The organism is Achromobacter sp. GbtcB20 (genome assembly GCF_019091095.1).
GTDB classification, from domain to species: Bacteria; Pseudomonadota; Gammaproteobacteria; order Burkholderiales; family Burkholderiaceae_B; genus Achromobacter; species Achromobacter mucicolens.
The window spans coordinates 1-26,783 of sequence record NZ_JAGXJZ010000022.1 but is presented as its reverse complement, the minus strand read 5'-3'; the positions used below and the strand labels follow the sequence as shown (position 1 = coordinate 26,783).

General features: G+C 60.8%; 29 protein-coding genes. 19 read left to right on the top strand and 10 right to left on the bottom strand.

Annotation, left to right across the window (positions count from 1 at the left end; all coding sequences use genetic code 11):
* Positions 1–8: 8 nt before the first annotated feature.
* Genes KVT32_RS22965 through KVT32_RS22950 form a run of 4 tightly spaced genes read right to left on the bottom strand, consistent with a single transcriptional unit; the run spans position 9 to position 3,879 of the window.
* Positions 9–761, bottom strand: a complete 753-nt coding sequence (locus tag KVT32_RS22965) for an ABC transporter ATP-binding protein (protein ID WP_152385649.1) — start codon at positions 759–761, stop codon at positions 9–11.
* Complete coding sequence (locus tag KVT32_RS22960) at positions 751–1,740, bottom strand: branched-chain amino acid ABC transporter permease (protein WP_152385786.1); 990 nt, start codon at positions 1,738–1,740, stop codon at positions 751–753. The genes KVT32_RS22965 and KVT32_RS22960 overlap by 11 nt, the downstream gene beginning before the upstream one ends.
* A 12-nt stretch (positions 1,741–1,752) precedes the next feature.
* The gene (locus tag KVT32_RS22955) at positions 1,753–2,628 is read right to left on the bottom strand and encodes a branched-chain amino acid ABC transporter permease (RefSeq protein WP_152385648.1); all 876 of its coding nucleotides are present in this window, start codon (positions 2,626–2,628) and stop codon (positions 1,753–1,755) included.
* 48 nt (positions 2,629–2,676) lie between these two features.
* Positions 2,677–3,879 (bottom strand): ABC transporter substrate-binding protein, encoded by a 1,203-nt coding sequence (locus KVT32_RS22950; RefSeq protein ID WP_152385647.1) that lies wholly within the window; start codon positions 3,877–3,879, stop codon positions 2,677–2,679.
* Between the two features lie 190 nt (positions 3,880–4,069).
* Here KVT32_RS22950 and KVT32_RS22945 point away from each other — a divergent pair, with 190 nt between their 5' ends.
* The gene (locus KVT32_RS22945) at positions 4,070–4,555 is read left to right on the top strand and encodes a VOC family protein (protein WP_152385646.1); all 486 of its coding nucleotides are present in this window, start codon (positions 4,070–4,072) and stop codon (positions 4,553–4,555) included.
* Entirely contained in the window at positions 4,539–5,753 is a 1,215-nt protein-coding gene (locus KVT32_RS22940) for an FAD binding domain-containing protein (protein ID WP_152385645.1), read from the top strand. Before KVT32_RS22945 ends, KVT32_RS22940 begins: the two co-directional genes overlap by 17 nt.
* A 59-nt stretch (positions 5,754–5,812) precedes the next feature.
* Here the strand turns inward: KVT32_RS22940 and KVT32_RS22935 are convergent, their stop codons facing one another.
* Both KVT32_RS22935 and KVT32_RS22930 read right to left on the bottom strand, forming a co-directional pair.
* Positions 5,813–6,736 (bottom strand): nuclear transport factor 2 family protein, encoded by a 924-nt coding sequence (locus KVT32_RS22935; protein WP_152385644.1) that lies wholly within the window; start codon positions 6,734–6,736, stop codon positions 5,813–5,815.
* An 11-nt stretch (positions 6,737–6,747) separates the two neighbouring features.
* Positions 6,748–7,725 (bottom strand): LLM class oxidoreductase, encoded by a 978-nt coding sequence (locus tag KVT32_RS22930; protein WP_152385643.1) that lies wholly within the window; start codon positions 7,723–7,725, stop codon positions 6,748–6,750.
* Positions 7,726–7,890: 165 nt separating this feature from the next.
* Here KVT32_RS22930 and KVT32_RS22925 point away from each other — a divergent pair, with 165 nt between their 5' ends.
* From KVT32_RS22925 to KVT32_RS22905, 5 genes are all read left to right on the top strand, one after another.
* Entirely contained in the window at positions 7,891–8,817 is a 927-nt protein-coding gene (locus tag KVT32_RS22925; protein WP_152385642.1) for a LysR family transcriptional regulator, read from the top strand.
* Between the two features lie 116 nt (positions 8,818–8,933).
* Positions 8,934–9,938, top strand: a complete 1,005-nt coding sequence (locus tag KVT32_RS22920) for an LLM class oxidoreductase (RefSeq protein WP_152385641.1) — start codon at positions 8,934–8,936, stop codon at positions 9,936–9,938.
* A 13-nt stretch (positions 9,939–9,951) separates the two neighbouring features.
* Complete coding sequence (locus KVT32_RS22915; protein ID WP_152385640.1) at positions 9,952–11,043, top strand: alkene reductase; 1,092 nt, start codon at positions 9,952–9,954, stop codon at positions 11,041–11,043.
* 47 nt (positions 11,044–11,090) lie between these two features.
* Entirely contained in the window at positions 11,091–12,062 is a 972-nt protein-coding gene (locus tag KVT32_RS22910) for an LLM class flavin-dependent oxidoreductase (RefSeq protein WP_152385639.1), read from the top strand.
* 341 nt (positions 12,063–12,403) lie between these two features.
* On the top strand, positions 12,404–13,003 hold the full coding sequence (locus KVT32_RS22905; RefSeq protein ID WP_152385638.1) for a tyrosine phosphatase family protein: 600 nt from the start codon (positions 12,404–12,406) through the stop codon (positions 13,001–13,003).
* A 5-nt stretch (positions 13,004–13,008) separates the two neighbouring features.
* On the opposite strand, the gene KVT32_RS22900 is transcribed toward KVT32_RS22905, so the two are convergent.
* The 3 genes from KVT32_RS22900 to KVT32_RS22890 all read right to left on the bottom strand — a co-directional run bounded on the left by KVT32_RS22900 (position 13,009) and on the right by KVT32_RS22890 (position 15,387).
* Positions 13,009–13,647 (bottom strand): CoA transferase subunit B, encoded by a 639-nt coding sequence (locus KVT32_RS22900; protein WP_152385637.1) that lies wholly within the window; start codon positions 13,645–13,647, stop codon positions 13,009–13,011.
* Positions 13,648–13,659: 12 nt separating this feature from the next.
* Positions 13,660–14,364: a CoA transferase subunit A gene (locus tag KVT32_RS22895; protein WP_152385636.1), complete on the bottom strand. Its 705-nt coding sequence runs from the start codon at positions 14,362–14,364 to the stop codon at positions 13,660–13,662.
* Between the two features lie 114 nt (positions 14,365–14,478).
* A complete protein-coding gene (locus KVT32_RS22890) occupies positions 14,479–15,387 on the bottom strand; it encodes a LysR family transcriptional regulator (RefSeq protein WP_152385635.1) in 909 nt (302 codons plus the stop codon).
* A 175-nt stretch (positions 15,388–15,562) separates the two neighbouring features.
* On the opposite strand from KVT32_RS22890, the gene KVT32_RS22885 reads away from it, so the two are divergent.
* The 12 genes from KVT32_RS22885 to KVT32_RS22830 all read left to right on the top strand — a co-directional run bounded on the left by KVT32_RS22885 (position 15,563) and on the right by KVT32_RS22830 (position 25,821).
* Positions 15,563–16,378 (top strand): enoyl-CoA hydratase/isomerase family protein, encoded by an 816-nt coding sequence (locus tag KVT32_RS22885; RefSeq protein ID WP_152385785.1) that lies wholly within the window; start codon positions 15,563–15,565, stop codon positions 16,376–16,378.
* 14 nt (positions 16,379–16,392) lie between these two features.
* Positions 16,393–17,283: an NAD(P)-dependent oxidoreductase gene (locus tag KVT32_RS22880; RefSeq protein WP_152385634.1), complete on the top strand. Its 891-nt coding sequence runs from the start codon at positions 16,393–16,395 to the stop codon at positions 17,281–17,283.
* 73 nt (positions 17,284–17,356) lie between these two features.
* On the top strand, positions 17,357–18,565 hold the full coding sequence (locus tag KVT32_RS22875) for an ABC transporter substrate-binding protein (protein ID WP_152385633.1): 1,209 nt from the start codon (positions 17,357–17,359) through the stop codon (positions 18,563–18,565).
* A 49-nt stretch (positions 18,566–18,614) separates the two neighbouring features.
* Positions 18,615–19,478 (top strand): branched-chain amino acid ABC transporter permease, encoded by an 864-nt coding sequence (locus KVT32_RS22870; RefSeq protein ID WP_152385632.1) that lies wholly within the window; start codon positions 18,615–18,617, stop codon positions 19,476–19,478.
* Complete coding sequence (locus KVT32_RS22865) at positions 19,471–20,415, top strand: branched-chain amino acid ABC transporter permease (protein ID WP_152385631.1); 945 nt, start codon at positions 19,471–19,473, stop codon at positions 20,413–20,415. Before KVT32_RS22870 ends, KVT32_RS22865 begins: the two co-directional genes overlap by 8 nt.
* Before the next feature lie 7 nt (positions 20,416–20,422).
* A complete protein-coding gene (locus tag KVT32_RS22860; protein WP_152385630.1) occupies positions 20,423–21,157 on the top strand; it encodes an ABC transporter ATP-binding protein in 735 nt (244 codons plus the stop codon).
* Entirely contained in the window at positions 21,147–21,869 is a 723-nt protein-coding gene (locus tag KVT32_RS22855) for an ABC transporter ATP-binding protein (RefSeq protein ID WP_012248159.1), read from the top strand. Before KVT32_RS22860 ends, KVT32_RS22855 begins: the two co-directional genes overlap by 11 nt.
* A gap of 46 nt (positions 21,870–21,915) precedes the next feature.
* Complete coding sequence (locus tag KVT32_RS22850; protein WP_152385629.1) at positions 21,916–22,677, top strand: SDR family NAD(P)-dependent oxidoreductase; 762 nt, start codon at positions 21,916–21,918, stop codon at positions 22,675–22,677.
* Positions 22,678–22,692: 15 nt separating this feature from the next.
* Entirely contained in the window at positions 22,693–22,983 is a 291-nt protein-coding gene (locus KVT32_RS22845; protein WP_012248157.1) for a Dabb family protein, read from the top strand.
* A gap of 39 nt (positions 22,984–23,022) precedes the next feature.
* Positions 23,023–24,147: an NADH:flavin oxidoreductase/NADH oxidase gene (locus KVT32_RS22840; protein ID WP_152385628.1), complete on the top strand. Its 1,125-nt coding sequence runs from the start codon at positions 23,023–23,025 to the stop codon at positions 24,145–24,147.
* Positions 24,148–24,226: 79 nt separating this feature from the next.
* Positions 24,227–25,033 (top strand): IclR family transcriptional regulator, encoded by an 807-nt coding sequence (locus tag KVT32_RS22835; protein WP_152385627.1) that lies wholly within the window; start codon positions 24,227–24,229, stop codon positions 25,031–25,033.
* Between the two features lie 20 nt (positions 25,034–25,053).
* Positions 25,054–25,821 (top strand): IclR family transcriptional regulator, encoded by a 768-nt coding sequence (locus KVT32_RS22830; RefSeq protein ID WP_227741407.1) that lies wholly within the window; start codon positions 25,054–25,056, stop codon positions 25,819–25,821.
* Here the strand turns inward: KVT32_RS22830 and KVT32_RS22825 are convergent.
* Positions 25,818–26,618 carry an enoyl-CoA hydratase-related protein gene (locus KVT32_RS22825; protein WP_152385784.1) on the bottom strand — a complete coding sequence of 267 codons (801 nt, stop codon included), beginning with the start codon at positions 26,616–26,618 and terminating at the stop codon, positions 25,818–25,820. The two genes, KVT32_RS22830 and KVT32_RS22825, sit on opposite strands and share 4 nt — an antisense overlap.
* Between the last annotated feature and the right edge of the window lie 165 nt (positions 26,619–26,783).

The following is a 26,783-nucleotide window of genomic DNA, read 5'->3' as shown; positions in this document are numbered from 1 at the left end:
GATCGACCTCAATGATTTCCCTGGCCAAGATAGACACGCTTGACGGTCTCATTGGCGCGAATGTCGTCCGGAGTACCCTCAGCGAGCAGTTCACCGTGATGAAGCACGACGATCCTGTCGCTGATTCCCATCACCAACTTCATCTTGTGTTCAACGAGGATCACGCTGCGCTCCTCTACGAGGCGGCGTATCAGCGCCATCATGGCGCGCGTTTCCTCTGGACTCATCCCCGCGGTGGGTTCGTCCATCAGCATTAACGATGGATCGGCCGCCAGGGCAACAGCGATCTCCAGCGCCCGCTGCTGGCCATGTGCAAGCTCCCGCGCCGGCACTCGGCTCTTCTCGGCCAGGCCGACGGTCTCGAGCAGGGCCATGGCGCGATCATGTAGTTCGGCGAGGCTGTCTCGACGACTCCAGAGGTTGTAGCGCGAGACGTGTGCCTGGAGCGCAATCCGCACATTCTCGAGCGCGCTGAAGCTTGGGAAGAGATTGGTGATCTGGAACGATTTTGCGATCCCGCTGTGCGCGAAGCGGTGGCCAGGTAGCCCGGTGATATCGCGCCCTTCGAAGTAGATCTGGCCTTCGCTCGGCGAGAACGCACCCGACAACAGATTGAAGTAAGTGCTCTTTCCTGCGCCATTGGGGCCAATAATCGAGGTGAGCTGACCGCGAGGAATCCGCACCGAAACGTCTTTTAGTGCTACGAAGTCGCCAAACCGCTTGCTTACGGCCCGGGTCTCGATAATGGGATCAGCGTTCATGACGAATCCTTTCCAACAGCGTTCCCCAGACACCCTTAGGGAAGAAGAGAACGAAGAAAACGAAGACGGCCCCCACGTAGAGCTGCCAGTTTTCCGTGTATTCGGAGGCAACGTCCTGAATGAACAGAAACAACGCCGCGCCCACGAACGGACCAAAGTACGTGCCCATGCCACCCAACAGGCAGAGCATGACCACCATGCCGGATGTGGTGTAGGCAAGCGTTTCGATCGCGACACTGGACAGATGAATGGCATTCAGGGCGCCAGCCAGTCCGCAGAACGCAGCCGACAGGACGAACGTCAGCAGCTTGCTGCGGTCGACGTCGAAGCCGCAGGCGCGCGCCCTGGATTCGTTCTCCCGGATGGCCTCAATCACGCCGCCGAAGGGTGACGCCAGGATGCGCGACAGGACGGCCATCGCAATGGCGACGAAGCCAAGGATGAAGTAGTACTTCTGCATTGGATCAAGCAGATTCAACTTCAGGCCGAACAGGGAAACTTCCGCCACGTTTACGCCGCGCAGGCCGTTTTCACCGCCGGATGCCGGCAGCTGGTAGACGAAGAAGTAGACACACTGCGATAAAGCCAACGTCACCATCGCGAAGTAGATTCCGCGCGTTCTTATGGCCAAGAGGCCCATGATCAGCGCGATCACGGCCGACATTGCGACGGCCGCCGGAACGGCCCACCACCAGGCGGCGCCGTACTGCGAGATGAGAATGCCGGCCGTGTACGCGCCTGTACCCAGAAAGGCGGCGTGTCCGAATGACAGCAGGCCCATGTACCCAAACAGCAGGTTGAAGCCCAACGCATAGAGACCGAAGATCAGCACGTTGATGGCGACGGACTGGTACGGCATGATCCATGGGAACACACAGAAAAATGCAATCGACGCCAGCACGCGGTGCCGCGACACCGCCGCGACGAGACCGGTGCTGCGGACTGCCGGCTTTGCGGCAGCAAATGACAGTGAATTCATGATTTTCATTCCTTATGCCATCAGACCAGAGCGTCCGAACAGCCCCTGCGGCCGCCACAGCAACACCGCGGCCATGATCACGAACATCGACACCTTGGCGGCTTCCGGGAAGAACAGCACAGACATGCTTTCCGCGACCCCGACCAGCAGGCCTGCTACGACCGCGCCCATCAAGGAGCCCATACCGCCGACAACCGTCACGACAAAAGCGACGATCAACACCGACGTTCCCATTTCCGGAGACACCCCTTGTAGCGGTGCGGCGAGTACGCCTGCCAGCGCGGCGATGCCCGTCCCCAGGCCGAACACGAGTAGCCAGACTCGCGACACATCCACGCCCAGCACCCGCACGATGACCGGGTCACGGGCGCCCGCCCGGACAATCAAGCCGAAGGACGTCTTCTCGAGCAGCAACCAAAGCGCCAGCAGCAGCACAGCGGTGACCGCGATGATGAAGAGTCGGTAGGTGGGAAAGTCGAAAAATCCGAGGTTGGTGAAACCGCTCAGGGCCTCGGGTGCATCAAACGGCAGACCGGCTCGACCGAACACCATGCGCACCGCTTCCACGAGCATGTAGGCAAGACCAAAGGTCAGCAACAGCGGATAATCGATGCCACGCCCGTAGAGTGGCCGGATCAACCACCGCTCGCAGATCATTCCGATACCCGCGACGGCGATCGGCGCAAGGACCATTGCCGCCCAAAAGTTCTGAGTCCAGTCCAGCACCAGTACACCGGCATAGGCGCCCAGCATGAAAAATGCACCATGGGCAAAGTTGACGACGGTAAGCATGCCGAAGATCAGCGACAGGCCCACCGCCAGCAACACATAGATTGCTCCGAGCGCAAGACCGGTGAACAGCTGGAGCAACACAAGATCGAGAGTCATACGTATCCCCTGCTCCACCGAAGCGCGGACCTCGGCGGAGAGTTGTTCTTACTTGAACCCAAGCGTTTCGCAGCTGCGCAAGATCTGCTCGCTTGGAGCCTCGGTGTGCAACACTTTGAACACCTCATCGGGATGCGCGCTGTCCTTGCCCACCGACTGGATCACCAGCACCGACTGCACCGATTGCTGGTCGCAGGCGCGGTAGTACTGAGGGCCCTTGTAGGTGTCGTACTTCAAGTCGCGCAGTGCTGCCGCCACTTTGTCGGTCTCCGTGCTGCCCGCCGCTTTCACTGCCAGCAAGAGCGACTTAACCGCCGAATAGGCCATCGCACCGTAGTCCGAAGGGAAACGTCCCTTGTTCTCTGCCTGGAAGGCGGCGTTGAATGCCTTGGCGGACGGAAGTCCGTCCTGGATGGCCCAGTAGTACTGCGTGCCACCAATGACGTCTTGATACGTCGACGGCCCGCCAGAGATACGCGCGGTATAGGTCAGAATCGGCGTCACGAACTTGATGTTGCGCTTCATGCCAAAGTCAGCCGCCTGCTTGATCGAGATACGGTTGTCGGCGCCGAAGTTGTTGAATACCAGGACGTCGGGGTTCAATGCCTTCAGCCGCGGCAGGAAAGCGGAATAGTCGCTGGCGCCCAATGGGTGCTTGACTTCACCAACCACGACGGCACCCTGCTGGCGCGCGACTTCAGTGAATCCTCGCGTCATCTCATGGCCATAGGCGTAGTCCGCAGTCAGGAATGCGACTTTCATGCCCGGTTTGAACACATATTTGCCCACTGCCTGCGTCGTCATGTGCGGGTTCAGCGCCTCATGAAACGTATACGGGCTGGCGTCGCTTGCCTCGTTGATCGCGTCGGACTGGCTGATGGAGATGTAGAGCTTCTTGCGCTGCCGGGTCACATTGTTGATCGACAACTGCGTCGCCGCGGACAGGCCGCCCACAATGAAATTGACCCCGTCCTTCTCGATAAGCTCAAGCGCCCGCGTCGCGGCCTCTGCAGGATTCAACCGGTCGTCACGAACCAGCAGTTCGGCCTTCTGGCCGTTGAGCCCGCCCGCGTCATTGAACTGCTTGACCGCCAGCTCGGCATTACGAACCTGGTCCTGCGCCTCCGCGCCATACGGGCCGCTCAGGGGAACTGGTAGACCGATCTTGATGTTCTGAGCCTGGGCCCCCGCTGCTGAGAGCATCGCACCCAGCAGCAGAGATCCAAGCATGCCCGACGTTCGCATGGTCATCGAAGTCTCCTCGTATCACGAATCTGAAATTCGTTGTTTATCGTTCGATAACTTTGATCCAGGTCATGGCCAATGTCAACGAAATCCATTAAGGGGAAAACCCCAGTGGTTCTTTCGCTGAATTGAGCTTGTTTATTGATCGGTCGATCATTAGTATTTATCAACCGATCACTAAAAAAGGAGGAGCAACATGCCTATCCGCAAGCTTGCCCACTATTCGGTGCGAACCACCTCCCTTGAGGCGTCGCGCCACTTCTACACCACGGTCCTGGGATTCAAGGAGGGCTTTCGGCCAGCGTTCAACTTTCCTGGCATCTGGCTCTACCAAGGCGGCGACGAGGCGGATTTCGGCGTCGTCCATATCATCGGCATCGACCCCAACGATCCTAAGGGGCTGTCTGACTACCTCGGCGATAAAGAAGAATCCAGTCTTCAAGGTAGCGGTGCCGTGGACCACCTGGCCTTTCTGGCCTCCGACCTCGCCGACATGCGGGAGCGCCTGACCGGTGCCGACCTTCCGTTCCGCGAACGGACGGTGCCCGGCCTCGGTTTGCATCAGGTATTCGTCGAAGACCCGTCGGGCGTCACGATCGAACTCAACTACCCTGCCGCAGAGGCCATCGCGCTGGCAAATTCCACACAATCGATGGAGGCCAAACATGGCGACGACGCGTAAGGCTGCGGTGGTCGGGGGATCGCTCGGCGGTTTGTTCGCTGCGAACCTGCTATTGCGTGCAGGCTGGGACGTCGACGTGTACGAACGCGTCGGAGATGAGTTGGCGGGACGCGGAGCGGGCATCGTGACACATCCCGAGTTGCTCGACGTGCTCGACCGTATCGGGGTCGAGTCGGATGAATCGGTCGGCATCGAGGTCGCCGAGCGCGTTACGCTGGCCCTTGACGGGAGCGTGCTGGCAAGCCGGCCCTTGCCTCAATTGCTGACGGCATGGGGACGGTTGTACAGCATTCTGAAAGCGCGTTTCCCAGAGTCCCGCTATCACCGGGGGCACGCCTTGGAGCGCATCACGCAGGACGAGCACACGGCGACCCTGGAGTTCGTTGGCGGCGCACGCGTCTCGGCTGATCTGGTGATTGCCGCGGACGGGCTTCGATCAACTATCCGCCAAGCGCTACTTCCTGAGGTTCGACCCGAGTACGCCGGGTACATCGCCTGGCGCGGCCTGGTGGAAGAATCCGCCCTAAGTCCGCGCACCCGACAAGAACTCTGCCCCTATTTTGCGTTCGGGCTGCCCCCGCACGAACAGATGATCGCGTATCCCGTAGCGGGATCCGCCGACGCCGAGGCAGGCGCGCGCCGTTTCAACTTCGTTTGGTATCGCCCTGCAGATGCCCAGACCACCTTTCGCGACATGGTGACCGACAGCCAGGGGCAAGTCTGGATGGACGGCATACCCCCGCCTCTCATTCGGCCTGAGATTGTGCAGCATGCGCGCGACGCGGCTCATTCGGTGTTGGCGCCGCAGTTCGCCGAAGTCGTTGAGAAGACGGAAAATCTGTTCTTCCAGCCGATCTTTGACCTGGAGAGCCAGCGCTTGGCGGTCGGCCGGATCGCCCTGCTGGGCGACGCGGCCTTTGTCGCCCGGCCCCACTGTGGCATGGGCGTGACTAAGGCGGCGGGCGACGCAAGCGCTCTGGTGGATGCGTTGGATGGCACCCAGGACGTGATCCACGCATTGCAGGACTACGAGCGCGAACGGCTAGCGTTCGGCAAGTTTATCGTCGGCCATGCCCGCGATCTGGGCCGTTACATGCAGGCCCAACTCCGCGACGAGAAAGAGCGGGAGATGGCCGAACGATACCGGACACCCGAAGCGATCATGCGCGAGACCGCAGTTGCGCCGGCTTGGCATTAGGACGCCTTTCGCGCGGCGCGTCTTCCCCAATTTTCGGCTGTGGAAGACGCGCCGTGGTCTCACTCGACTTCCACCCAACCGGGCACGTAACGCATTTCATTGATCTGCCATCCCTGCCCCGCCGTTTTCCGCGCACCGATTTTGTAATGGGCGCCGAAGAGACGCTTGCCCGACTCTGTCCGCGTGCGGCCAGGTATCAGCCGTCCCATAATCATGGTCGCCGCGCTGCCATCGTGTTCAATCGAGATCGGCTCCCCGTAGTGCTTCATCCAAGGCCAGGGCATGCGGAAGGCTTTAAGCGTGCCCACCAGCGTGTGCTTGCCGGCCAGCGTTCCCATCGGCGTCAGCTCCGCCGTCGCATCCGCAGTGAATACCGCGTCGAACAACGAGTAATCAGCTTGATCCAGCGCCCATGCATAGCGGTACCAGGCATTTGCTATAGCCTCAACGTCAGTAAACGTGAGGTTGCTTTGCGGCACATGGCGCCACGGCGCATCCAGCTCGCTGACGATCGCCGGCGCCGTGTCGCCCGGCTCCCAAAGCCGCCGCATCACTGGCATCGCCCAATCGGGGGTCTGCTTCAGGTCTCCTTCCGTCCAGTTCATCTGAATCTGGATGCGAGTGATACGCGCCGCGTTGGCGGCGTTCTTCACCGTGAGGAGCAGAACGCCGCCAAAAGCCAACGTCCTCCCCTGGGAGGCCGATCCTTGGCCATAAAAGTACGCGCCAACAACGCCTTCATCTTCAGTCGCGGCGAGCACCGGATTGCTGTGTGCAATCTCCAACGCCTCGAAGGAAGATCTTTCCGCAGCTAGCCAAGCCGTCACGGCGTTCCGGCCTTGCGCCGCAGCGCGGTGGCTGGAGACAAGTTCGACTTCCTCGGACAAATCGAGCAGCGAGAGCCGCGCAGGTACGCTTTGCCAAGCCTGGATAAATGCGTCCACGGCGGCAATCAAGGCGGGGCGAGTAATAGCATTCGACATGGTGAGTCACCTCATTCGGAAGGAAATTGCGGCAGCACGAACTCCGCCAATTCGGCCAACGCGTCCTCGGCAGGCCGGCGCAAGGCTTTCAGGTTGAACGCCACATGGCTCACACCGTGCTCTTGCTGATGCGCCAACAGCGCAATCAACGCGTTGCGGCCGGATCGCAAACCATTGCCCACGTATTGCATTGGCGCATTCGGGTTATCGAGCAAGTCGAAGAAAGCCCCATACCCGTAGGGGCGCAGCCAATTTTCACCGTGTACCGAACGCCATTCCTCAAGCATGGCGGGCAACTGCCGGAAATCACTCAGATGCCAGAGCCAGGCGTCGCTGTTCTGCGCGATCCAGGAGAAGGTCTGGCGCGCCCTGCCCACAACGATCATGGGCAGCCGCTGCCTGATCGGTTTCGGAATGAGATCTATAGCGCCCTCGAGTTGGCCATAGTGCTGGGTGCGGGCGACCGGGAAGGCGTTTTCGGTGACCGTTTTGATAAGGCCAAAGCCCTCCTGAAACCGCTCTGCGCGATTCTCGTAGTCCAAGCCGAACGCGGGATACTCGACGCTTCTATCGCCGGTGGAAAGCCCCAGCAGCAGTCGGCCCTCCAGCAGATGATCGGCAGAAGTGGCTTGCTTGGCGACGATGAGCGGATTTCGGAGCGTCAACACGATGCCAGCGGTGCCCAGCGCGATGCGCCGCGTATGGGCGGCGAGATAGCCCAGATAAACCATGGGGTCCAGCATCTGTCCGGTGTCGCCAAAATTCGGGTCATAGAACGGCACGTCGCGCATCCAAAGCGCGGAGAACCCGGCCTCGTCCGCGATTCGGGCCATGCGTGCATGGTTTTCAAGAGTCGGAAACGGCGAATCCGGATAACCCTCCAGCGGCATGATGAAGCCGAAGGTGAGTTGTCCGGGTTTAAAGACACGGGAATAGGCGGGGTGGGACTGCAGTTCTGGCGGCAGGGGGCCAATTAGCGGAGCAGACATGGCATTGGAACTCGTGGTGGGTGGCCGGTGAAGCGCTCAGCACCCGAGGTGATGGCGGCTATACGGGCCTTGATTCGACAAGTTCGAATACTATTTCGTTTATTGGGGAAATGGATTCCCATGTTTAGCGCCCACTTGGGGCGTGACGTTTTGGTGATCAGACCTATGGAACCCAATCGATTCGGCGACATCCTCGCCTTCGTTTCCGCGGTGAAGACCGGCAGTTTTACCGCGGCTGCCGCCTCGCTCGGGCTGACACGGTCGGCCGTTGGAAAGAGCGTCGCGCGACTGGAGGCGCGGCTTGGCGTTCGTCTCATGCACCGCACCACTCGCAAACTCAATCCAACGGACGAGGGGCTGGTCGTATTCGATCGATGGAGCCAGATTCTTGAAGACCTGGACGAAGTTGACGCAACGATGGCGCAGCGCCGCGGCAAGCCGGGGGGCATCCTGCGCTTGACTGCCCCGCTATCGTTCGGCCAGCGCCATATCCTCCCGGTGCTGAACGCGTATGTGAAGACTTGGCCGCAAATCCAGGCAGACGTCTGGTTCACCGACCGCTATATCGACTTGATTGAAGAAGGAATAGATGTGGCGGTGCGCATCGGTGGCGTCAAAGACGATGCCCGCATCCTGTCCCGAACCATCGGCGGACAGCAGTTTGTCACCTGCGCGTCACCAGGCTACTTGGCGGATCGGGGTGTGCCCGCCACGCCAGCGGATCTGGCGCAGCACGACACGATCTTTTTCCTTAGTGGTCAGCGTCCGATGCCTTGGCGCTTTCTGCATGACGGCGCGATCGAAGTATGCGACGGGCCAGGGCGTATGAACATCGACAGTTCCGAGGCGCTGCGTGAGGCAGCCTTGTCGGGATTTGGACTTATCCATCTGCCGACTTACATCACCGGAAAGGACCTGCAACGGGGTGACCTCGTTGAAGTCCTGGAATCCTACCGGCCGCCGGCCGATCCCATACGGCTCATTTACCCCAGCAAGCGCCATCTGTCGCCGCGCACCCGCACCTTCATCGACCTGCTCGTGGATCAATGGCGCGACGGCATGCCGTGGGAGCGGTTTGATCCGTCGGCGTGAGAGAAATATCTCCCTTTGGGGAAATTAATTCCCGAGTCTTGCGCTTTTAAGATGGTTTATCGATAGCGAGGATTCAATCAGACTGCGTTCATCGCTCTGATTGGAGGTCCAGTCTCATGGACACCCCCGACTTCGCTTCATTGACCGCCCTCACGGCTCCGGACCTGGCAGCGCATCCCGGCTTTCGCCGCCTTTACCGCCCAGGCCACCTGACGCTCGGCCTGATCCTTCCGCTTGAAACGCATCCCGGTCGGCCAGCGCCCACCATGGAAGGTCATGTTCAGACGGCGCAGCGCGCTGAAGCCTTGGGCTTTGGCGCGCTCTGGATGCGCGACGTGCCGTTTCATGATCGTGCCTATGGCGACGTTGCCCAGGTTTTCGAGCCGATGGTCTACATCGGTTATCTTGCCGCCGCGACAAAGCGGATCGCCCTTGGCACGACCGGCATCGTACTGCCCACGCACGAGCCGATGTATTTGGCCAAGCAGGCCACATCTCTGGACCAATTGAGTGGCGGTCGCATGATGCTGGGTTTGTCCTCTGGCGACCGCCAAAGCGACTATCCAATGCTGGGCATCAACTACGACACCCGGGGAGAACGCTATCGCGATGCCTACGGCGTTTTGCGCACTCTCACCGAACAGCGCTTTCCCTCATTTCGATCGGCGCGCTTCGGAGGGTCGGCCGGCACGCTGGACTTGGTGCCGAAGCCCCTGTATGGCCGCGTGCCTGCGATCGCCGTGGGCACGGCCCAGCAGAGTATGGCCTGGATCGCCGAACACATGGATGGACTGGTTACCGGCGCGGTTTCACCCGAACGCCTCCCTCAACTGGCGCAAGAATGGACCGAGCACGTTGCCCAGTCGAACCCGGAGCAGGTATTCAAACCGCTGGGATTGGGCGACTATTTCGACCTCAGCGCCGATCCCAACGAGCCCTTTCAACGAATCCGGGGCGGCTTTCGTGCCGGACGAAATGGCCTATCCGCCTATCTCGACCAGGCGCGCGCGGCAGGCGTCTCGCACGTTGCGCTGAATCCGAAGGTCAGCCGGCAGACCTATAGCGAAATCCTCGACGAACTCGCTGAGTTCGTGCTCCCGCAGTATCCCTCTCACGATTGATTGGAGCGCTCACATGAATCCCCTCTTCTCTTCGTACCAGTTGGGCGCTCTGACGCTTTCAAATCGCGTGGTCATGGCTCCAATGACCCGCGCTCGAGCACTGGACTCTGTGCCCCCACCCAGCATGGCCGAGTACTACGCCCAGCGCGCGAGCGCAGGATTGATCATTACTGAAAGTGCTCAGGTTTCTCCGCAAGGCCGCGGCTATTTATGCACGCCCGGTATCCATACGCCTGCACAGATCGCCGGATGGCGCAGGGTCACCGATGCGGTCCACAGCAAGGGCGGCCGGATTTTTATCCAGCTTTGGCATGTCGGCAGGCTTTCACACCCTAGCTTGCTGCCGAACGGCCAATCGCCCGTCGCTCCAGTGGCAGTGCAGGCTGAAGACTCGCTCGTTCAAGGCTACGACGATGCCGGCGAACCCGCGCAGGTTCCGGCAAGCCTTCCACAAGCCCTCGATATCGCGGGGATCCGGCGCATCATTGCGGATTTTCGGCAGGCCGCTCAAAACGCCATCGAGGCGGGGTTCGACGGTGTCGAAATCCACGCTGGCAACGGCTTCCTGTTCGAACAGTTCATCAATGCGGGGTTGAATACACGTGAGGACCAATACGGCGGTCCAACCATCGCAAACCGGCTCAGGCTCTTGCTGGAAACGGTCGATGCCGTCTCCTCTGCAATCGGCCCCGAGCGTGTCGGCGTCCGCGTCTCTCCGTTTGCCCACTTAGGCGATTTGCACGCCTTCGACTCGGATAAGGCCACGTGGATAGGCTTGGCGGGCGCGCTTTGCCAACGCGAGATCGCGTACTTGCATGCCAGTCATCTGGGGTCGGCGCAGTTCCAACGCGATATTCGAAGAGCTTTCGGAGGCACGTTCGTACTGGCGGGAGGCTTTACGGCGCAGACCGCCGAAGAGGCGCTCGTCGCTGGCGACGCCGACCTCGTAGTCTTTGGCCGGCCGTTCATTGCAAACCCGGACCTCGTCGAGCGATTCCGCCAAGGATGGCCACTAGCTGAGGCTGGCAAGGAAGCGTTCTACGGCGGAGACGAACGCGGATACACAGACTATCCGCCGTATCGCGCCCAGCAACAGGCGGCATAACCCATTTCCCTCAACCAACTATTTGTTCGAAACCACAGGACCTTGATATGACAGCCTTATCCGTTCTCGACCTCTTGATGATCGGCGAGGGAAAAGACCTTGCCACCGCAATCGGGGAGTCCAAACAGCTCGCACAGCACGTGGAGCAAAACGGATATTCTCGCTACTGGATCGCCGAGCATCACGACATGCCCGGCATCGGCTCCGCGGCGACGTCGCTCATTATCGATCAGATCGCCGCGGCAACATCTCAAATCCGCGTGGGCTCGGGCGGCATCATGCTCCCCAACCATGCCCCCCTTGCCGTTGCGGAACAGTTTGGCACCTTGAACGCCCTCTACCCAGGCCGGATCGACCTCGGCATGGGACGAGCTCCAGGCAGCGGCGGCGCCGCCGTTCGTGCTTTGCGGCGCAGCGGCATTGATAATGACTTCGCCGAAGACGTCACTGAAGTGATGGACTACCTGGCCAACAACGGCCGGCGACCTGCCCATGGTGTGCCCGGTGTTCACGATGTGCCGGTCTGGATTCTGGGGTCGAGCATGTTCGGCGCCCAACTCGCTGCAGCGATGGGCCTGCCTTATGCCTTTGCCTCCCACTTCGCTCCCAGGATGCTTGACCAGGCGGTCGACTACTACCGAAAGACCTTTCGTCCGTCGAAGTGGCTGGCGGCGCCTTACGTGATGGTTGGCGTGAACATCTTTGCCGCCGACTCCAACGAAGAGGCGGATTTCCTTGCGAGTTCCCATCGCCAATGGATGCTCAATTTGCACATGGGCCGGCTTGGGTTGCTGCCGCGCCCGGTTGAGGGTTATGTGGAAAGCCTGCCCGAGAACGAACGCCGCGTGCTTGACGAGGTTCTTGCCATGACGGTGGCAGGCGATCAGCAAAAAGTGCGCGCCTGGATCGAGAGCGTGGTAAAGCGCACCGGCGCAGATGAACTGATGATAGACAGCCGGATCTACGACCCGCAGCAACGTTGCCGCTCTCATGAGCTGGTCGCAAGTGCGATTCGCTGATTCAGCGTCCTTTGCTGAATTCCTCGGACCGCCAAGCTGACGCGCCTACTTGACGTATTTGGAGGACTCCCTCACTCGCTGGGGGGATCCACAATTCCCATGTGAGCGACCTTTCGCGCCGGGTCAGAGAACTAGCTGAATGACAGAATGCCAAAAATTTCATGGACTTCGCAATCGGCTGCCAATCCAGCCGCACAATAACGCCCTAAGCGCAACCCGATTTCGCGGCCTATTGGGCATACTTTCATGCGCTCTTTCGCGATGTGCGGATTCCTCGGTCGACCAATGTTGTGTGTACGAGCCGAGGCGCAAAAGCCAGTACCTGAATGTGCACTACCACTATGAAAATTGAGACATTGGTGATCTGCGGTATCGCAGAACTTGAACAGAACAAGTACGAGGGCGTGTCCCACGTACTCTCGTTGCTGGATCCGGGCACACCTGTTGTCGCCGCGGTAGCGAGCTTGCCTGTCAAGGCGCATAAGACGTTATGGTTCCACGACATTCTGTCCCCAGAGCCCGGCAAGACAATGCCCTCCCCGGCGGACTTGGCGGAGATTCTCGCGTTCGCTGAGCTTGCACGTGCGGAAATGGCAAGCACCCCCGCGCGGATGCTGATCCATTGCCACCAGGGAATATCCCGATCCACCGCAGCGATGCTCGCGATTCTCGACGCCAGTCAACCAGAACTGCAAGATGAGGATCAACTGTTCGCGCAGCTACGAGCCATTCGCCCTCGCGCGTGGCCGAATTCCACGATGGTGGGATGGATCGATGATCTTTCCGGGCGAGCGGGACGGCTGTCTGCAGCGCTTGCGCGTCACTACGCCTACCAGTTGCATCATCTGCCCTCTCTGGGCCGGTTACTGGAGAGCGTGGGTCGAGGCGTGGAGGTCGACTTAGGAAAGCGGACGCCCCATCAGTCGCCTCCTCACGCCTGAATCTGCTAGCTAAGTGCGAAGTTCAGCCGAGGCTCTGACTTTTCCTGCAATGCCTCCGGCGTGACGCCGGGCGCCAGCTCTTTTACAACCAGCCCTTCTTCGGTGATGTCCATCACCGCCAGGTCGGAGATGATTCTGTGCACCACGCCACGACCGGTCAGTGGTAATGAGCACTGATCCAGGATCTTCATCGCGCCGTCACGCGTATTGTGTTCCATGAGCACGATGACGCGGCGTGCGCCGCCAACAAGGTCCATCGCGCCGCCCATGCCTTTGACCATCTTGCCGGGGATCATCCAGTTTGCAAGGTCTCCCTGCGTGCTGACTTGCATGGCGCCCAAGATCGTAAGATCCATATGGCCGCCTCGGATCATGGCGAACGACATGGAAGACGAACAAATGGATGCGCCGGGCGCTGTCGTCACCGTCTGCTTGGCCGCGTCGATAAGATCGGGGTCTATTTCGTCCTCATAAGGGGGCGGTCCGATGCCGATCAGTCCGTTTTCAGATTGCAGCCATACCTGCATGCCGTCAGGCACGTATTGCACCACTTTCGTGGGCAAACCAATTCCCAGATTCACATAGTCGCCGTCGTGCAGTTCCTGTGCGGCGCGCGCTGCCATTTGGTCATGAGTCCAAGCCATCGCAAATTCTCCTTACTGGGGCCGCGAACGGAAACTCTTGCGCTCGATGCGCTTTTCCGGATTGGGTACGACGACGATCCGATCGACGAAGATTCCTGGCAGATGCACATCGTCAGGATCGATCTCGCCCTCTTCCACCAGTTCTTCCACTTCGGCGATCGTCACCGCTCCCGCCATTGCCACGTCGGGATTGAAGTTTCGCGCAGTGCGTGCAAAGACTAGGTTGCCCGCTCTATCGGCACGCTTCGCTTTCACCAGCGACACATCCGGCCGCAGCGCCAACTCCATGATGTAAGTTTGGCCCCCGAACTGCCTCGTCTCCTTGCCGTCTTCGACGACCGTGCCCACCCCAGTTCTGGTGAAGAACGCCGGAATGCCTGCTCCGCCCGCGCGCAAACGTTCCGCAAGCGTCCCTTGCGGATTGAACTCAAGCTCCAGTTCCCCGCTCAGGTACTGTCTTTCGAACTCTTTGTTCTCGCCAACGTATGACGCGATCATGCGCTTGACCTGCCGCGACTGCAAAAGCAGCCCCAATCCGAAGTCGTCGACACCGGCGTTGTTGCTGATGCAAGTCAGGTTGCCGACGCCGCTGTCACGCATCCCTTCTATCAACGCTGAGGGAATGCCGCAAAGGCCGAAACCTCCGACAGCTATCGTTTGGCCGTTTGTGATGACCCCTTCCAGGGCGCCGGCCACATCTCCATATATCTTTCTCATTCTCTAACCGAAGTAAATGGGGTTGAGTGGGTGGTAACCCCCCAGATACTAGGGATTCGACGAAGTCGGAACAATGGATTTGCCGCAACCTTATTGTGCAATTCTGCACAGCAATCATGCCGGGGGGTGGAACAGGTCCGGCTGTGATTCGACCTGCTCACGAATAAATCGCCAAGCAAATTGATAGCGTTTGATCCGCAGCAGATCTTCGGGCGCCGCGATCCATAAGCTGCGCGTAATCAGCGGCCTATCGGGGAAAACGCTAACGAGGTCGCCGCTCTTCACATTTGCGACATAGGGCGTGAGCAGTACAAGCCCCAGTCCCGCCGCCGCGGCCGAGCGCTGCGCAAGCACGCTGTTCGAGCTGAAACATCTATTCGGTTCGAGGACAAGTTCTTCAAGCACGCGATAGCGCTCACTGACCGACCCATCGTGGATGTAGTCCAGGAAATCGTGCTGAGCGACGTCGCTGAGTTCACGTATTGGAGGATGGGTGTCCCGGTAGGCAGGAGAGCAATAAAGGAAATAGTCGATCTGCGCCAGCTTCGCGACCTTGTATCTGCCCATCTCTGGCGGATCAAGCGTGACGAGGATCTCGACTTCCCTGGTCACAAGGCTGGGAAATTGCGGTTGGGCCATCAGCTCGATGCGCAGTCCAGGATGCTTCTGGCGCAACTGCGCCATCCCGGGCGCAAGCACGTGGATGCCAAACGCCTCCGGTGTTCCAACGCGCACATTACCTTTGATGAAGTCGGCCGCCTCCAGGCTTTCTTCCACGGCGGCAAGCAGCGCGCTTTCCATTTTTTCTGCGTGTGGAATTAGCGCATGGCCAGCATCGGTCAGCGAGTAGCCGCTACGGCGTCTGTCGAACAAGACCACACGCAACGTTGTCTCCAGCCGGTCAATCCGCCGCGAGACAGTGGAGTGCTCGATCCCGAGCTTCTCCCCGGCATCCGAGATCGTTCCCAGCCGAGCGACAGCCAGAAAAACTTTGAGGTCGTTCCATTCGGGGTGCGTATCCATGGCTCATTGTGCATCAGCGCACACTAAGGGTGCAACGGTGGTCTTTGATAAAGTAAATGCGGATCGCACAATTGCGCCAGCAGTTACGCAGCAAAGCGCGCGTCGAATCGGCGCAAAAGAACGCGGATGGCTGACAACCGGCCGTCCAATCACGTACCTGAAGTTGGAGTCGAGGATGACAGTAAGCCTTCGTTATCAGAACTACACGGCGATTGAATTCGACCGTCCGCTTGACCGCGTTCTGCGCCTGACGCTGAACAACCCAGAGCGCATGAATTCACTGGATTCCCGGGGGCACGCCGAACTGGCGGAGGTATGGCGGGAGATCGACACCGATCCCGAGGTCAGCGCCGTGATCATCCGCGGAGCCGGACGTGCGTTCTCGGCTGGCGGTGATTTCCGCATGCTCGAAGAGATCAACGACGACTTCAAGGCCAGGGCCCGCGTTTGGCGAGAAGCCCGGGACCTGGTCTACAACATCATCAATTGTTCCAAGCCCATCGTCTCCGCCATTCATGGCCCGGCGGTTGGCGCTGGTCTGGTGGCGGCCCTGCTGGCCGACATCTCGATTGCGGCGAAATCGGCCCGCATCGTGGACGGCCACACCAAATTGGGCGTCGCCGCGGGCGACCATGCGGCCATCATCTGGCCCTTGCTTTGCGGGATGGCAAAGGCCAAGTATCACCTGATGTTGTGCGAACCCGTGAGCGGCGCGCAAGCCGAAGCGCTGGGTCTCGTGTCGTTGTGCGTTGAGGACGACGCGCTTCAAGACAAAGCCCTTGAGATCGCCGGGAAGCTCGCGGCGGGCGCGCCGGGCGCGATGCGGTGGACCAAATACGCCCTGAACAATTGGCTGCGTCAGGCCGGGCCCATTTTCGACACCTCGCTGGCACTGGAATTCATGGGCTTCGGAAGCCCCGAGGCACGGGAGGGCGTGAGCGCATTGCAAGAGCGCCGCGCTCCCCGCTTCGGCCTGGACCTGGGTGTCTAGGCGGAGCAGCGCTTATGAAATCCATCAAGACAGTCGCCTTCATCGGCGCCGGCAACATGGGTGCGCCAATGGCGCGCTGCGTTCGTCGTGGAGGTTTCGACCTCATCATCTGCGACCGCAGTCCTGCCGTACGCCAGAGCTTTGCCCGGGAAGGCGTCGCTACAACTTCTGAAGTGAAGGACTGCGCGGAGGCGGACGCGATCATTGTGCTGCTCGCCAATGACACCCAAATTACAGACGCCCTGCTCGGCGACCGCGGACTGGTCCACGCGATTCCCAGCGGCCACCAACCCATCGTGTGCATGATGAGCACCACCCTGCCCGATACCCTGCGCACGCTGGAGGGGCCGCTCGCCTCAGCCGGCGCACGCCTGCTCGACGCGCCTGTGAGCGGCGGCATCGTCGGCGCGCAAGAAGGAACGCTCACGATCATGCTGGGCGGCGCCCCAAGCGACGTCGAACGTGCGCGGCCGCTGATGCAAACCATGGGCAGCCGTATCTTCCACTGCGGCGCATTGGGATCCGCGCAGGTCGCCAAAATCATCAACAACATGGTCTGCGTGGCGAACATCTATTTGACCGCAGAAGCCATCGAATTGGCTCAGGCGCATGGCGTTTCACTTGAGAGCTTCGCGCCCATCCTGGACGTCAGCACCGGAAGGAACTTTCTGACTGCCGATGCGGCTCTTGGCCGCGCGCAATTTCACGCGTGGTCGCCGACAGAAGATGCTTACGCGGACATCCACCGCATTGTCTCGAAGGATCTGCATCTGGCCTTGAAACTCGGCGAGCAGGCCGGCATTGCGCCCGGGCTGCTCAAGCAGGTTTCGGGCTACGTGGACAACCACGGTCCGGATGAAGCCGCACGCTGGACCAGCGCCGGACGAACGCCTCACTCAGCCTAACGACATACCGGGAATCCGGTAAAAGCCGGCACACACCGGCAATCACCACACCTATAAATACGGAGAAGACAAGATGAAGAACCTCAACAGCGTTCTTACGGCTGTGACTTTGGCGACGGCGTCGCTCACGTCCGGCGCCGCTTTTGGACAAGACACCAAGACCTTGATATTGGGCCTATCGGCACCGATGTCTGGCGCCGCTGCAACATGGGGGCTGGGACAGGAATGGACCGCCAAACAGGCCGCCAAGGAAATCAACGACGCCGGCGGCGTGAAGATTGGCGGCACCACCTATAAATTTGAAGTCCGCGCCTACGACAACAAATACAACGCCGCGGAAGGGACCAAAGTCGCGCAGAACATCGTGAATCGCGACAAGTCCCGCTACGTGGTCGGCAGCATCGGCACCGCGCCGATTCTCGCGTTGCAGTCGTTGACCGAGCGGAACCAAGTCATTCTGTTCACCTCGGCCTGGGGTAAGACCGTCAAGGGACCGACCAAGCCCTACACCTTGACCCAGTCGACGACGCCGTTCGAAATTCTGGAACCCCTGTATGCCTACGTGAAGGCCAAACACGGCTCCATCAAGACGGTTGCCATGCTCAATCCCAACGATGCGACCGGCAAGGAGACCGAACCGGTCGCCCAGAAGGCATGGGAGAAGCTTGGCGTGAAGGTGGTGTCGGTCAACTGGTACGAACGCGGCACCACGCAGTTCCAGCCCATTGCGCAAAAACTCGCGGCGGTGAAGCCGGACGTCATTGACCTGGGCGTTGCTCCCCCAGCGGATGCGGGCGTGCTGTTCCGTGAACTGGCCGTACTGGGTTGGGACGGCGTCAAGGTTCAGCCGGTGGGCACGGGTGCGGCACAGCTCGTGGACATTGGCGGCAAGGCGGCTGATGGCGTTTACATGGGCTTTTCGGGCGATTACGCCGGACAGCAGGCAACCAGCAAGCAACGTGAGCTCAACGAAGGCATGAAAAAGGCCGTCGGGGAATCGCTCAATCCGCTGCAGCTCGCACCTTACGACTCTGTGTACGCCCTCAAGGCGGGCATGGAAGCCGCGCAAAGCATCGAGCCGTCCGAGATCCTGAAGGTCATGCCCAAGATCGTCTTTGACACGTCGTACGGCAAGACGGCGTTCGGTGGCGAAACGACCTACGGATCGCCTCAGCAGATGCTCATCCCGGTCATGATCACGCAGATTCAAGACGGCAAGCTCGTGGAAGTTGAGCGCGTGGTGCCGGAAGAGCTCCGAAAACGCCTGGAGCAAGGCAAGTAATCAGAACGCCGGACGGCAATACGTCGGGGGAGATAAGTTGGACGTTTACATGCAATTAATCATGAACAGTATGCAGATCGCCGCGGCGTACATCCTGTTCTCGTTGGGCTTGACGCTGATCTTTGGCGTCATGCGAATCGTCAACTTCGCACACGGAGAGTTCTTTACGCTGCCGCTGTTGGTGATGGGAGTGACAGTCCCATTCCTGATCAGCGAGCAGTTACCGCTCTTTGCGTCTTATGCATTGAGCGGTGTACTTGGGATCGCCTTGACGCTGCTACTGGGCGGTGTGATCTACAAGTTCGCCCTGCAGCGGTTCCAGCGTGACATGACCGGCTCCTTTGTGGTGTCGGTCGGCCTCTCGCTGTTGCTGCAAGGCATATTCCTGGAATCCTTCGGCGGCGTTCCCAACAAGCTCCCCGCGTTGGTCGAAGGAACGGTGAACATCATGGGCGCCTACATCACCATCCAGCGCCTGATCATCACCTGCTGCGCACTGCTGGTGGCCGCTCTCATGTGCTGGACGATCGCGTCCAGCCGGCTGGGAAAGGCACTGCGCGCGGTCTCGGAAGACCATGAGGCTGCGATGCTGCAGGGCATCCCGTACCGCCGGATCGCCCTGGCCGGCTTTTTCATCGCGACCTCACTCGCGGCGACCGCTGCAGTACTGCTATCGCCCGTGACCGTTTCCAGCCCGATCATCGGCAGCGACTATCTCATTCGGGGTTTCATCGCGATCGTCATCGGCGGTCTGGGCAGCATACCCGGCGCAATCCTGGGCAGCCTCTTGATCGCCGTCATCGAAAGCCTGGGCGGCTACTACTTCGATCCCACCTGGGCCACGATCACGATGTTCGCCCTGACCATGTTTGTACTTCTCGTTCGTCCGAAGGGAATTCTCGGCAATGGCTAAATCGCTACTCACCCCTGCAATCGCCTCGGTCGGCCTGGTGGTGCTCGCCGCCAGTCTGCTTCAGGGCGGCGGCCTGGCCGCCAGCTTGGTCCTGTGGCTGGCCGTCAACGTGCTGATAACCGCCAGCTTCCGCTTCGTCACCCTGATCGGCGAACTGAACTTTGCCGTCGCCGGCTTTGTGGGCCTAGGCGCCTATATGGCTGGTGTCGGAAGCGTCACGTTCAACTGGCCCTTTCTGCTCACACTGGTGGCAAGCGCAGTCTTCGCCGGCCTCATCAGCCTTGTGTTCGGCTACATCACGCTGCGCGCTAAAGGTCCCTACTTCATGCTGATCAGCTTCGCTTTCACCGAAGTGATCCGCATGATCTACACCAAGACCGAAGCCATCGGAGGGAGCTCCGGCATGGTGGGTATCTTTCCGCCCGCCTACCTGGACGGCTACTTGCCTGCCCTGGTCGTCGCCGTGGTGCTCGCACTGCTCTGGGCGCTCTGGTTCATCGAGAAATCCGATTTCGGCAAAGTCCTTGTGGCCATCCGCAATAACGACGCCATCGTGGAGACCGTCGGCATCAACGTGCATCTGACCAAGGTGCTGTGCCTGGGTGTTTCTTCGTTCGTTGCCGGCATTGCCGGTGCGCTGCTGGCTTACTCGAACAACGTCATCAGTCCTGGGGATTTTGGCTTCCTGCTTGCGGTGTACGCTCTGGCCTATCTGAAGGTGGGCGGCGAATCCCACATTATGGGCGCTGTGGTCGGCGCCATCGTTCTGACGCTGCTCGGCCAGTTCGCCCTGAGCTTCGGCCCCTACGAGCACATCTTCTACGGAGCCGCCATCGTGATCTCGGTACTGCTGATGCCGGGGGGCCTGATCGGCCTGGGCCGCCACCTCAACAAGCGCGCGCCCAGGCTGACTGCCGCGGCGAAGCCCCAAGCCTGAGGCCTTCATGGAAAACCTAGTACTACTTAAAGTCGATGGCCTGAGCCGCCGCTTTGGCGGCCTGGTGGCGGTCAAGGAATTGAGCTTCGAAGTCCGCAAAGGAGAAATCCTTGGACTGATCGGCCCCAATGGCGCCGGCAAAAGCACCACGTTCAACGTGGTAAGCGGCTACTACAAGCCGTCTGGCGGCAAGTTGACCTTCATGGGCCAGGACATTACCGGCCAGAGCGCCGCTCGGATTTCCCGGCAGGGTCTGGTCCGCACGTTCCAGCACGACAGCATGCTGCGCGACATGACCGTCTACGACAACATCGTCGTCGGTACGTTCGCGACAATGCGCCATAAAGCGGAACGGGACGCACGCGTTCGAGAAACCGCGGCACTTATGGGCCTGTCGGAAGTCCTGGACGAAGTTGCGGGCAATCTATCGCACGGCTTGCAGCGGCTGGTCAGCATCGCGATCGCTTTCGCGGCCCGGCCGAGCCTGCTCTGCCTGGACGAACCTCTGACCGGCCTGAACCAGACGGAGGCGTCGTCGGTGCTGGCGATCTTCCGCAGAATGCGCGAGGAGTACGGCGTTTCGATGCTGCTCGTGGAACACAACATGAAGGCGGTCATGGATATCTGCGATCGCATCGTGGTGCTGGACTATGGCGTCTTTCTAGCCACCGGCACCCCGGCCGAGATCCAGCGGGATCCGCGCGTGATTTCGGCCTATCTGGGGAAGCGGCATGAACAATAACGAAAATGTGCTCGACGTCGAGCGACTGTCGGTGATGTATGGCATCGTGCCGGCGGTGAGCGCGGCGAGCTTCACGGTGAAGCGGGGATCCATCTCCACCATCGTCGGTTCCAATGGCGCCGGAAAATCGACCATCATGAAGGCCTTGACCGGCCTGGTCGCGCCCTCTTCCGGACGTGTCCGCCTTTATGGAGAAGACATCACCGGACTGGCACCCGATGCCCTCGTCTCCAGGGGCCTCGTCCTGGTGCCCGAAGGCCGGCGCCTGTTCAAAGCCATGACGGTAGGGGAAAACCTGGAACTGGGCGCCTACCGCGAGAAAAGCAAGAATGCCATTCAGCAGGGAATGGCAGACGTGCTGGAACGCTTTCCCGCTCTGAAGACAAGGCTCAAGTCACCGGCGGGTAGTCTCAGTGGCGGCCAGCAACAGATGGTTGCTGTCGGCCGCGCCCTGATGGCCAAGCCGCGGCTACTGCTGCTTGACGAGCCCACAATCGGGCTTGCGCCCGCCATCGTCGACACCATCGCCCAGATCATCCAGGACATCGCGGCGGAAGGCGTGGATGTGATGCTTGTGGAACAGAACGCAGAGATGGCACTGGAGATTGCGACCCACGCCTTCATCCTCGAGCGCGGTGAGATTCAGTTGCAAGGCCTGGCGTCGGAGCTGGCCAGCAGTGAAGCGGTGCGCAAAGCCTATCTGGGCATTTGACCCCCACGCATCCCTCATCCACTTATCCGTTTTTTGCGAGGTATTTATGCATCGACTCGAAGGAAAAGTCGCCTTCATCACCGGCGGCGGCGCCGGTATCGGCCGTGCCAGCGCATTGCTATTCGCCCAGGAAGGCGCCCAGGTCGTTATCGCCGAGCGTGACACCGCCGCGGGCGAGCAGACCGCCGCCATCGTCGAAAAATCGACGGGCCGCCCTGCCCGCTTCATCCACACCGACGTCACCGAACCCGAAAGCCTGGAGGCGGCGGTCAAACGGACCGTGGCGGAGTTCGGACGATTTGACGTGCTGTACAACAATGCCGGAGGCTCGACCGTGCGCGACAGCCGCGTGACGGACGCTCCGGTGGACGAGTTCTGGTCCAAGATGAAACTCGACCTGTTTGGCACCTGGTTGGGATGCCGCTACGGCATCCAGGCCATGATGGACGCGGGGAACGGCGGGTCCGTCATCAACAGCACATCCATCTTTGCCCTGATCGGCACTCACGGCAAGGACGCCTACACGGCGGCCAAGGGCGCAGTCAGCGCGCTGACCCGGTCGATGGCTGTGGAATATGCACAGTACCGAATTCGCGTGAATGCGGTGGCTCCCGGAGCGACGGCGACAGAGCGCGTGCTAAAGCTGCTGAAAGACGATGGCGTCACCAGCAAATCGCTGGACGGCCAGCTTTTTGGGCTGGTGCAGCCCGAAGATATCGCCCACGCCGCGTTGTATCTGGCTTCCGACGAGTCCCGCTCCACGACCGGTCACATCCTCGCCGTCGACGGCGGGTTGACCATTTCCTGATCGATCGGAGCCATCATGTTTCGACATATTGTCATGCTCAGCTTCAACGCCCCGCTCACCAGAGAGGACCACGAAGACATCGTCGGCATGTGCCAGACGATCAAGAAAGAGATCCCGGGTATCCTGGACCTGCGCATTGCCACCAATGCGTCGGATCGCGCCCATTCCTACACCCACGCATTCGTGGCGGACTTCGTGGACTCAGCCGCCCACGACCACTACCAGCAGGCTCCCGCCCACGTGCCGCTGAAGCAGAAAGTCGCGGCACTAAGCCGGCAGCTCATCGTGCTGGACTACGAAGCCTGATCCTCCGCCATGACACAACGATCCGAAACGAGGAACCTCATGCGGGACACCAAACTGTTTACCCCGTTCAAACTGCGCGGCGTCGAGTTGCCCAATCGCGTACTCATCTCTCCGATGAGCCAGTACTCCGCCATCGACGGACTGGTCCAGGACTGGCACCGGTTCCATACCGCCGGCCTGGCCCGGGGCGGACCCGGCAGCGCAATGATTGAAGTCGCGGCTGTCACCCGCGATGGCCGGGGAACCCTTGGCGACCTGGGAATCTGGAGCGATGAGCAGATCCCAGGACTTGCGGAACTAGCACGCATCATGACCACGCACGGCGTGGTGCCGTCGATTCAGATCGGTCATGCCGGCCGCAAGGCAAGCACGGGCAGGCCCTGGGAAGGCAATCGGCCGTTGGCACTGTCTTCGGAAGATCAGGCCTGGGAGACCACGGCGCCCTCTTCCGTGCCGATACAGGAAGGCTGGCCCGTGCCTCGCGAACTTGAGGCCAGCGAACTGGCTGGCATCGGCGCCAGCTTCCGCGACGCGACAGTCCGCGCAGTCAGCGCGGGATACCGGTTTGTCGAAATTCACGCCGCGCATGGCTACCTGCTGCACAGCTTTCTTTCGCCCGTCACCAACAAGCGGCAGGACGAGTATGGCGGGTCGCTAGAGAACCGGATGCGCTTTCCCCTTCAGGTCGCGGCCGCCGTCCGGGACGCCCTGCCCTCCGACATTCCGGTATCTGTGCGGATATCGGCCGTCGACGGTATTGAGGGCGGGTGGCAGTTGTCAGACAGCATCTTGTTTTCCCGCGAATTGAAAGCACTGGGCGTTGATCTGATCGACTGTTCATCCGGTGGCATACAGGCGCCTGCCACGGCGGGACAAGGTCCGCAGGCCGTCAAGCGCGGGCCGGGGTTCCAGGTTCCCTTTGCGCAGGCGGTCAAGCAGGAGGCTGGCATCGGGACGATCGCAGTGGGGTTGATCGTTGATCCGGAGCAGGCCGAGGCGATTCTGGTTGGGGATAAGGCCGATTTGGTGGCTGTCGGGCGGGAGGCCCTTCTCAATCCGAATTGGCCCCTGCACGCCCGCTTGGCTCTGCAGGCCGATCCAGAGTTTCTGGCTTGGCCAGAACAATACGGCTGGTGGCTAAAGCGTCGTCCGAAGGTCTTTTAGGGAGCGTTCGACGGTTAAACCAAGCCCATATCACGGGGCTTGCCTGTAGAATCGAGTCTAATTTCATTTTGATGACTCGATGGATACATCCGCTGATTCGTACTCCGAAAAGCCAGGCATTCCCCAAGTCCGGGTGCTGTCGCGCGGGTTGACCGTTCTCTCGGCGTTCGAACCGAACAATGACTGGTTGAGCAACTCCGAAATCGCGGCGCTCACCGGCCTGCCCAAGCCGACAGTATCCCGCCTCACGGCCAATCTGCTGGAAGCAGAATACCTGCAATATTCGGCCCAGCGAGCCGCCTATCGCCTAGGCGCGGCCGTGCTTGCGCTTGGGTTCATCGCGGCCTCGCACCGGGACTTTGTCATGCTAGCGAGGCCGCTGATGCAGCAGTTCGCCGACCAGCATCAGGTCTCCGTCGTGCTCGCCTCACCCGATGCCAGCAGCATGGTCTGCAACGAGGTTGCTCATAGCCGAGACATGATTTTCACCTTGCGGGTGCGCGCCGGTTCGCGCCTTCGCATTGACCGCTCGGCCCTGGGCAGGGCACTGGTCGGCGCAATGGGCGATGCCGAACGCACGGCATTCCTCGAAAAGCTTGGCACGGCTGACCCGCAAGCTTGGGAGCTCTTGAGCCGCGAAGTGCCGACCGCCATTTCTCAAATGGCGAGCGACGGCTATTGCATCGCGGCCGGCACCCTTGAGGCCGGCACCAACGGCGCCGCAGTGGTCGTCGACACGCCAGAAGGTCCACACACCTATGCCCTGGGCTGCGCCGCACCGTCGAATTCCCTGGAGTTGCCGCGGCTGAAGCAGGAAGTTATCCCGGACCTGCTCGCCCTCAAAAACCGACTTGAAGCCGAACTCAGCAATATGCAGGCGGAATAATAATGGTACGGACTCGCCAATTGACACCGGGCACGCCGCGCGACGACGGCCAGGTGGATTCGCTGCGTCGGGGCCTGGAGGTGCTGCGTCTGTTCGACCTGCGCCACCGCAAACTCACGCTGGCAGACATCGCTCGCAAACTTGAGCTGTCCCGCCCGACGACCGAAAAGCTCGTCCAGACGTTGCAGGCCCAGCATTTTCTCCAGGCCACAGGCGACAGCTACGAACCCCATATTGCCTGCCTAGCGCTGGGTCGAGCTGCCAAGAAGGGTCTGGCGGTTGGCCAGGCAGCCAGGCCGCTTATGCGCGAGCTGTCGCAGCGCTTCGGCGTCCATGTCACGCTGAGCACGCGCGACCGGCTGCATATGCTGGTAGTCGAGCACTGCGTTCCCGCCGGCCGGGTACAGCTGGGCCTGACTAGCGGCGCTCGTTTTCCTATGGCCGTCTCGGCCTCCGGCCGCGCCTACCTATGGGGACGACCGAAGGAACAACGCGATGAATTACTCCGAATGATCGAGGCTGACGCGCCCTCCGGCGTGTCGCGACCGCTCGACGAAGTCTACGCCGCGTTCCGAGATCTGGAAAAAACGGGCTGGTGTTACCTGGCCGCGCCCGTGGCCACGCACACCGCCTCCATCGCCACCCCGGTAAGGGCGGGCTCGGAGTTCGCCCTGGCCGCCATGGCCGTGAGTGTGGATGTCACGGAAGCGGTGTTGCGGGGCCAGGTTGCAGCGTCGCTGCTGGCCATCGCCGAGCGTATCGCCCTAGCCGCCGAAGACGAAGACTAACGAGGTTTCCCCAGGGCGCCAACCGCGTCGCGCACCGCCCGCAGGTGGTCTTCAGATGCGTGTGCGATCGCTTGAAATGCGGCCACCACGTCCAGATGAGTTGCCAGTGTGTGCTGTTCGGCGTCTCGCAGCAGGCGTTTGTGCATGCGCAACGCCGCGGAAGGATGCCGCGCAATCTTCCGCGCCAATTGCGCGGCGCGCTGGCCCAGCCCATCGTCCGGCGCCACATCCGACACGAGACCGATGCGTAGCGCCTCCCGGGCATCGATGGACTCCGCGGTGAAAGCCAGTTCCATGGCCTTGGAACGGCCAACGAGCCGCGGCAACATCCAGGCTCCACCATCGCCAGCCACAATGCCAAGGCGGGCAAAACTGACCGAAAAGCGCGCGCTCTCTGCGGCGATCCGGATATCGCAAAAGCACGCCAGATCGCAGCCCGCCCCGTAGGCCGCGCCATTCACTGCAGCAATGGTCGGAACATCCGCTTCGGCCAGCGCTGCTGGCAATTGGTGCACGGTTTCGCGGTAGCGCGCTTGCACCTGGGCAACGTCCCCAGCGGCAAACCCCTCTCGTTCCGCCATGTGCCGCAGATCTCCGCCCGCGCAAAACGCCTTCCCCGCTCCCGTGATGAGCAGGACACGAACCGCCGGATCCGCATTGGCCCTGCGCACGTGCGCAGCCAGTTCAAGGAACTGCGAACCATCAGAGAAGCGATTGAGTGTGTCGGGATGGTTTAGCGTGAGCGTGACGACGCCGTCATCGTCGTCGCGCCGGACAAAAGCCGAAGCGCCGTCCATCGTCACGCCCCGATCCAGCGCGGCGCCCTTTTCTCGGCGAAGGCCCGAGGCCCCTCGATTGCGTCAGCGCTCGAATAAACGCGCTCATGGTACCGGCAGGCCGCCTCCAGACCGCGCTCGCAGCCAAGGTCCATTGCCGCCCCGATGCTCTTCTTGGCTGCCCAG

Coding starts and splice junctions, on each gene's coding strand:
- KVT32_RS22965 (WP_152385649.1), bottom strand. CDS start 761: ATGAACGCTGATCCCATTATCGAGACCCGGGCCGTAAGCAAGCGGTTT.
- KVT32_RS22885 (WP_152385785.1), top strand. CDS start 15,563: ATGACAGTAAGCCTTCGTTATCAGAACTACACGGCGATTGAATTCGAC.
- KVT32_RS22895 (WP_152385636.1), bottom strand. CDS start 14,364: ATGAGAAAGATATATGGAGATGTGGCCGGCGCCCTGGAAGGGGTCATC.
- KVT32_RS22915 (WP_152385640.1), top strand. CDS start 9,952: ATGAATCCCCTCTTCTCTTCGTACCAGTTGGGCGCTCTGACGCTTTCA.
- KVT32_RS22855 (WP_012248159.1), top strand. CDS start 21,147: ATGAACAATAACGAAAATGTGCTCGACGTCGAGCGACTGTCGGTGATG.
- KVT32_RS22940 (WP_152385645.1), top strand. CDS start 4,539: ATGGCGACGACGCGTAAGGCTGCGGTGGTCGGGGGATCGCTCGGCGGT.
- KVT32_RS22910 (WP_152385639.1), top strand. CDS start 11,091: ATGACAGCCTTATCCGTTCTCGACCTCTTGATGATCGGCGAGGGAAAA.
- KVT32_RS22825 (WP_152385784.1), bottom strand. CDS start 26,618: ATGGACGGCGCTTCGGCTTTTGTCCGGCGCGACGACGATGACGGCGTC.
- KVT32_RS22875 (WP_152385633.1), top strand. CDS start 17,357: ATGAAGAACCTCAACAGCGTTCTTACGGCTGTGACTTTGGCGACGGCG.
- KVT32_RS22880 (WP_152385634.1), top strand. CDS start 16,393: ATGAAATCCATCAAGACAGTCGCCTTCATCGGCGCCGGCAACATGGGT.
- KVT32_RS22960 (WP_152385786.1), bottom strand. CDS start 1,740: ATGAATTCACTGTCATTTGCTGCCGCAAAGCCGGCAGTCCGCAGCACC.
- KVT32_RS22845 (WP_012248157.1), top strand. CDS start 22,693: ATGTTTCGACATATTGTCATGCTCAGCTTCAACGCCCCGCTCACCAGA.
- KVT32_RS22920 (WP_152385641.1), top strand. CDS start 8,934: ATGGACACCCCCGACTTCGCTTCATTGACCGCCCTCACGGCTCCGGAC.
- KVT32_RS22950 (WP_152385647.1), bottom strand. CDS start 3,879: ATGACCATGCGAACGTCGGGCATGCTTGGATCTCTGCTGCTGGGTGCG.
- KVT32_RS22850 (WP_152385629.1), top strand. CDS start 21,916: ATGCATCGACTCGAAGGAAAAGTCGCCTTCATCACCGGCGGCGGCGCC.
- KVT32_RS22870 (WP_152385632.1), top strand. CDS start 18,615: ATGCAATTAATCATGAACAGTATGCAGATCGCCGCGGCGTACATCCTG.
- KVT32_RS22835 (WP_152385627.1), top strand. CDS start 24,227: ATGGATACATCCGCTGATTCGTACTCCGAAAAGCCAGGCATTCCCCAA.
- KVT32_RS22945 (WP_152385646.1), top strand. CDS start 4,070: ATGCCTATCCGCAAGCTTGCCCACTATTCGGTGCGAACCACCTCCCTT.
- KVT32_RS22840 (WP_152385628.1), top strand. CDS start 23,023: ATGCGGGACACCAAACTGTTTACCCCGTTCAAACTGCGCGGCGTCGAG.
- KVT32_RS22935 (WP_152385644.1), bottom strand. CDS start 6,736: ATGTCGAATGCTATTACTCGCCCCGCCTTGATTGCCGCCGTGGACGCA.
- KVT32_RS22865 (WP_152385631.1), top strand. CDS start 19,471: ATGGCTAAATCGCTACTCACCCCTGCAATCGCCTCGGTCGGCCTGGTG.
- KVT32_RS22905 (WP_152385638.1), top strand. CDS start 12,404: ATGAAAATTGAGACATTGGTGATCTGCGGTATCGCAGAACTTGAACAG.
- KVT32_RS22860 (WP_152385630.1), top strand. CDS start 20,423: ATGGAAAACCTAGTACTACTTAAAGTCGATGGCCTGAGCCGCCGCTTT.
- KVT32_RS22955 (WP_152385648.1), bottom strand. CDS start 2,628: ATGACTCTCGATCTTGTGTTGCTCCAGCTGTTCACCGGTCTTGCGCTC.
- KVT32_RS22925 (WP_152385642.1), top strand. CDS start 7,891: ATGGAACCCAATCGATTCGGCGACATCCTCGCCTTCGTTTCCGCGGTG.
- KVT32_RS22930 (WP_152385643.1), bottom strand. CDS start 7,725: ATGTCTGCTCCGCTAATTGGCCCCCTGCCGCCAGAACTGCAGTCCCAC.
- KVT32_RS22900 (WP_152385637.1), bottom strand. CDS start 13,647: ATGGCTTGGACTCATGACCAAATGGCAGCGCGCGCCGCACAGGAACTG.
- KVT32_RS22890 (WP_152385635.1), bottom strand. CDS start 15,387: ATGGATACGCACCCCGAATGGAACGACCTCAAAGTTTTTCTGGCTGTC.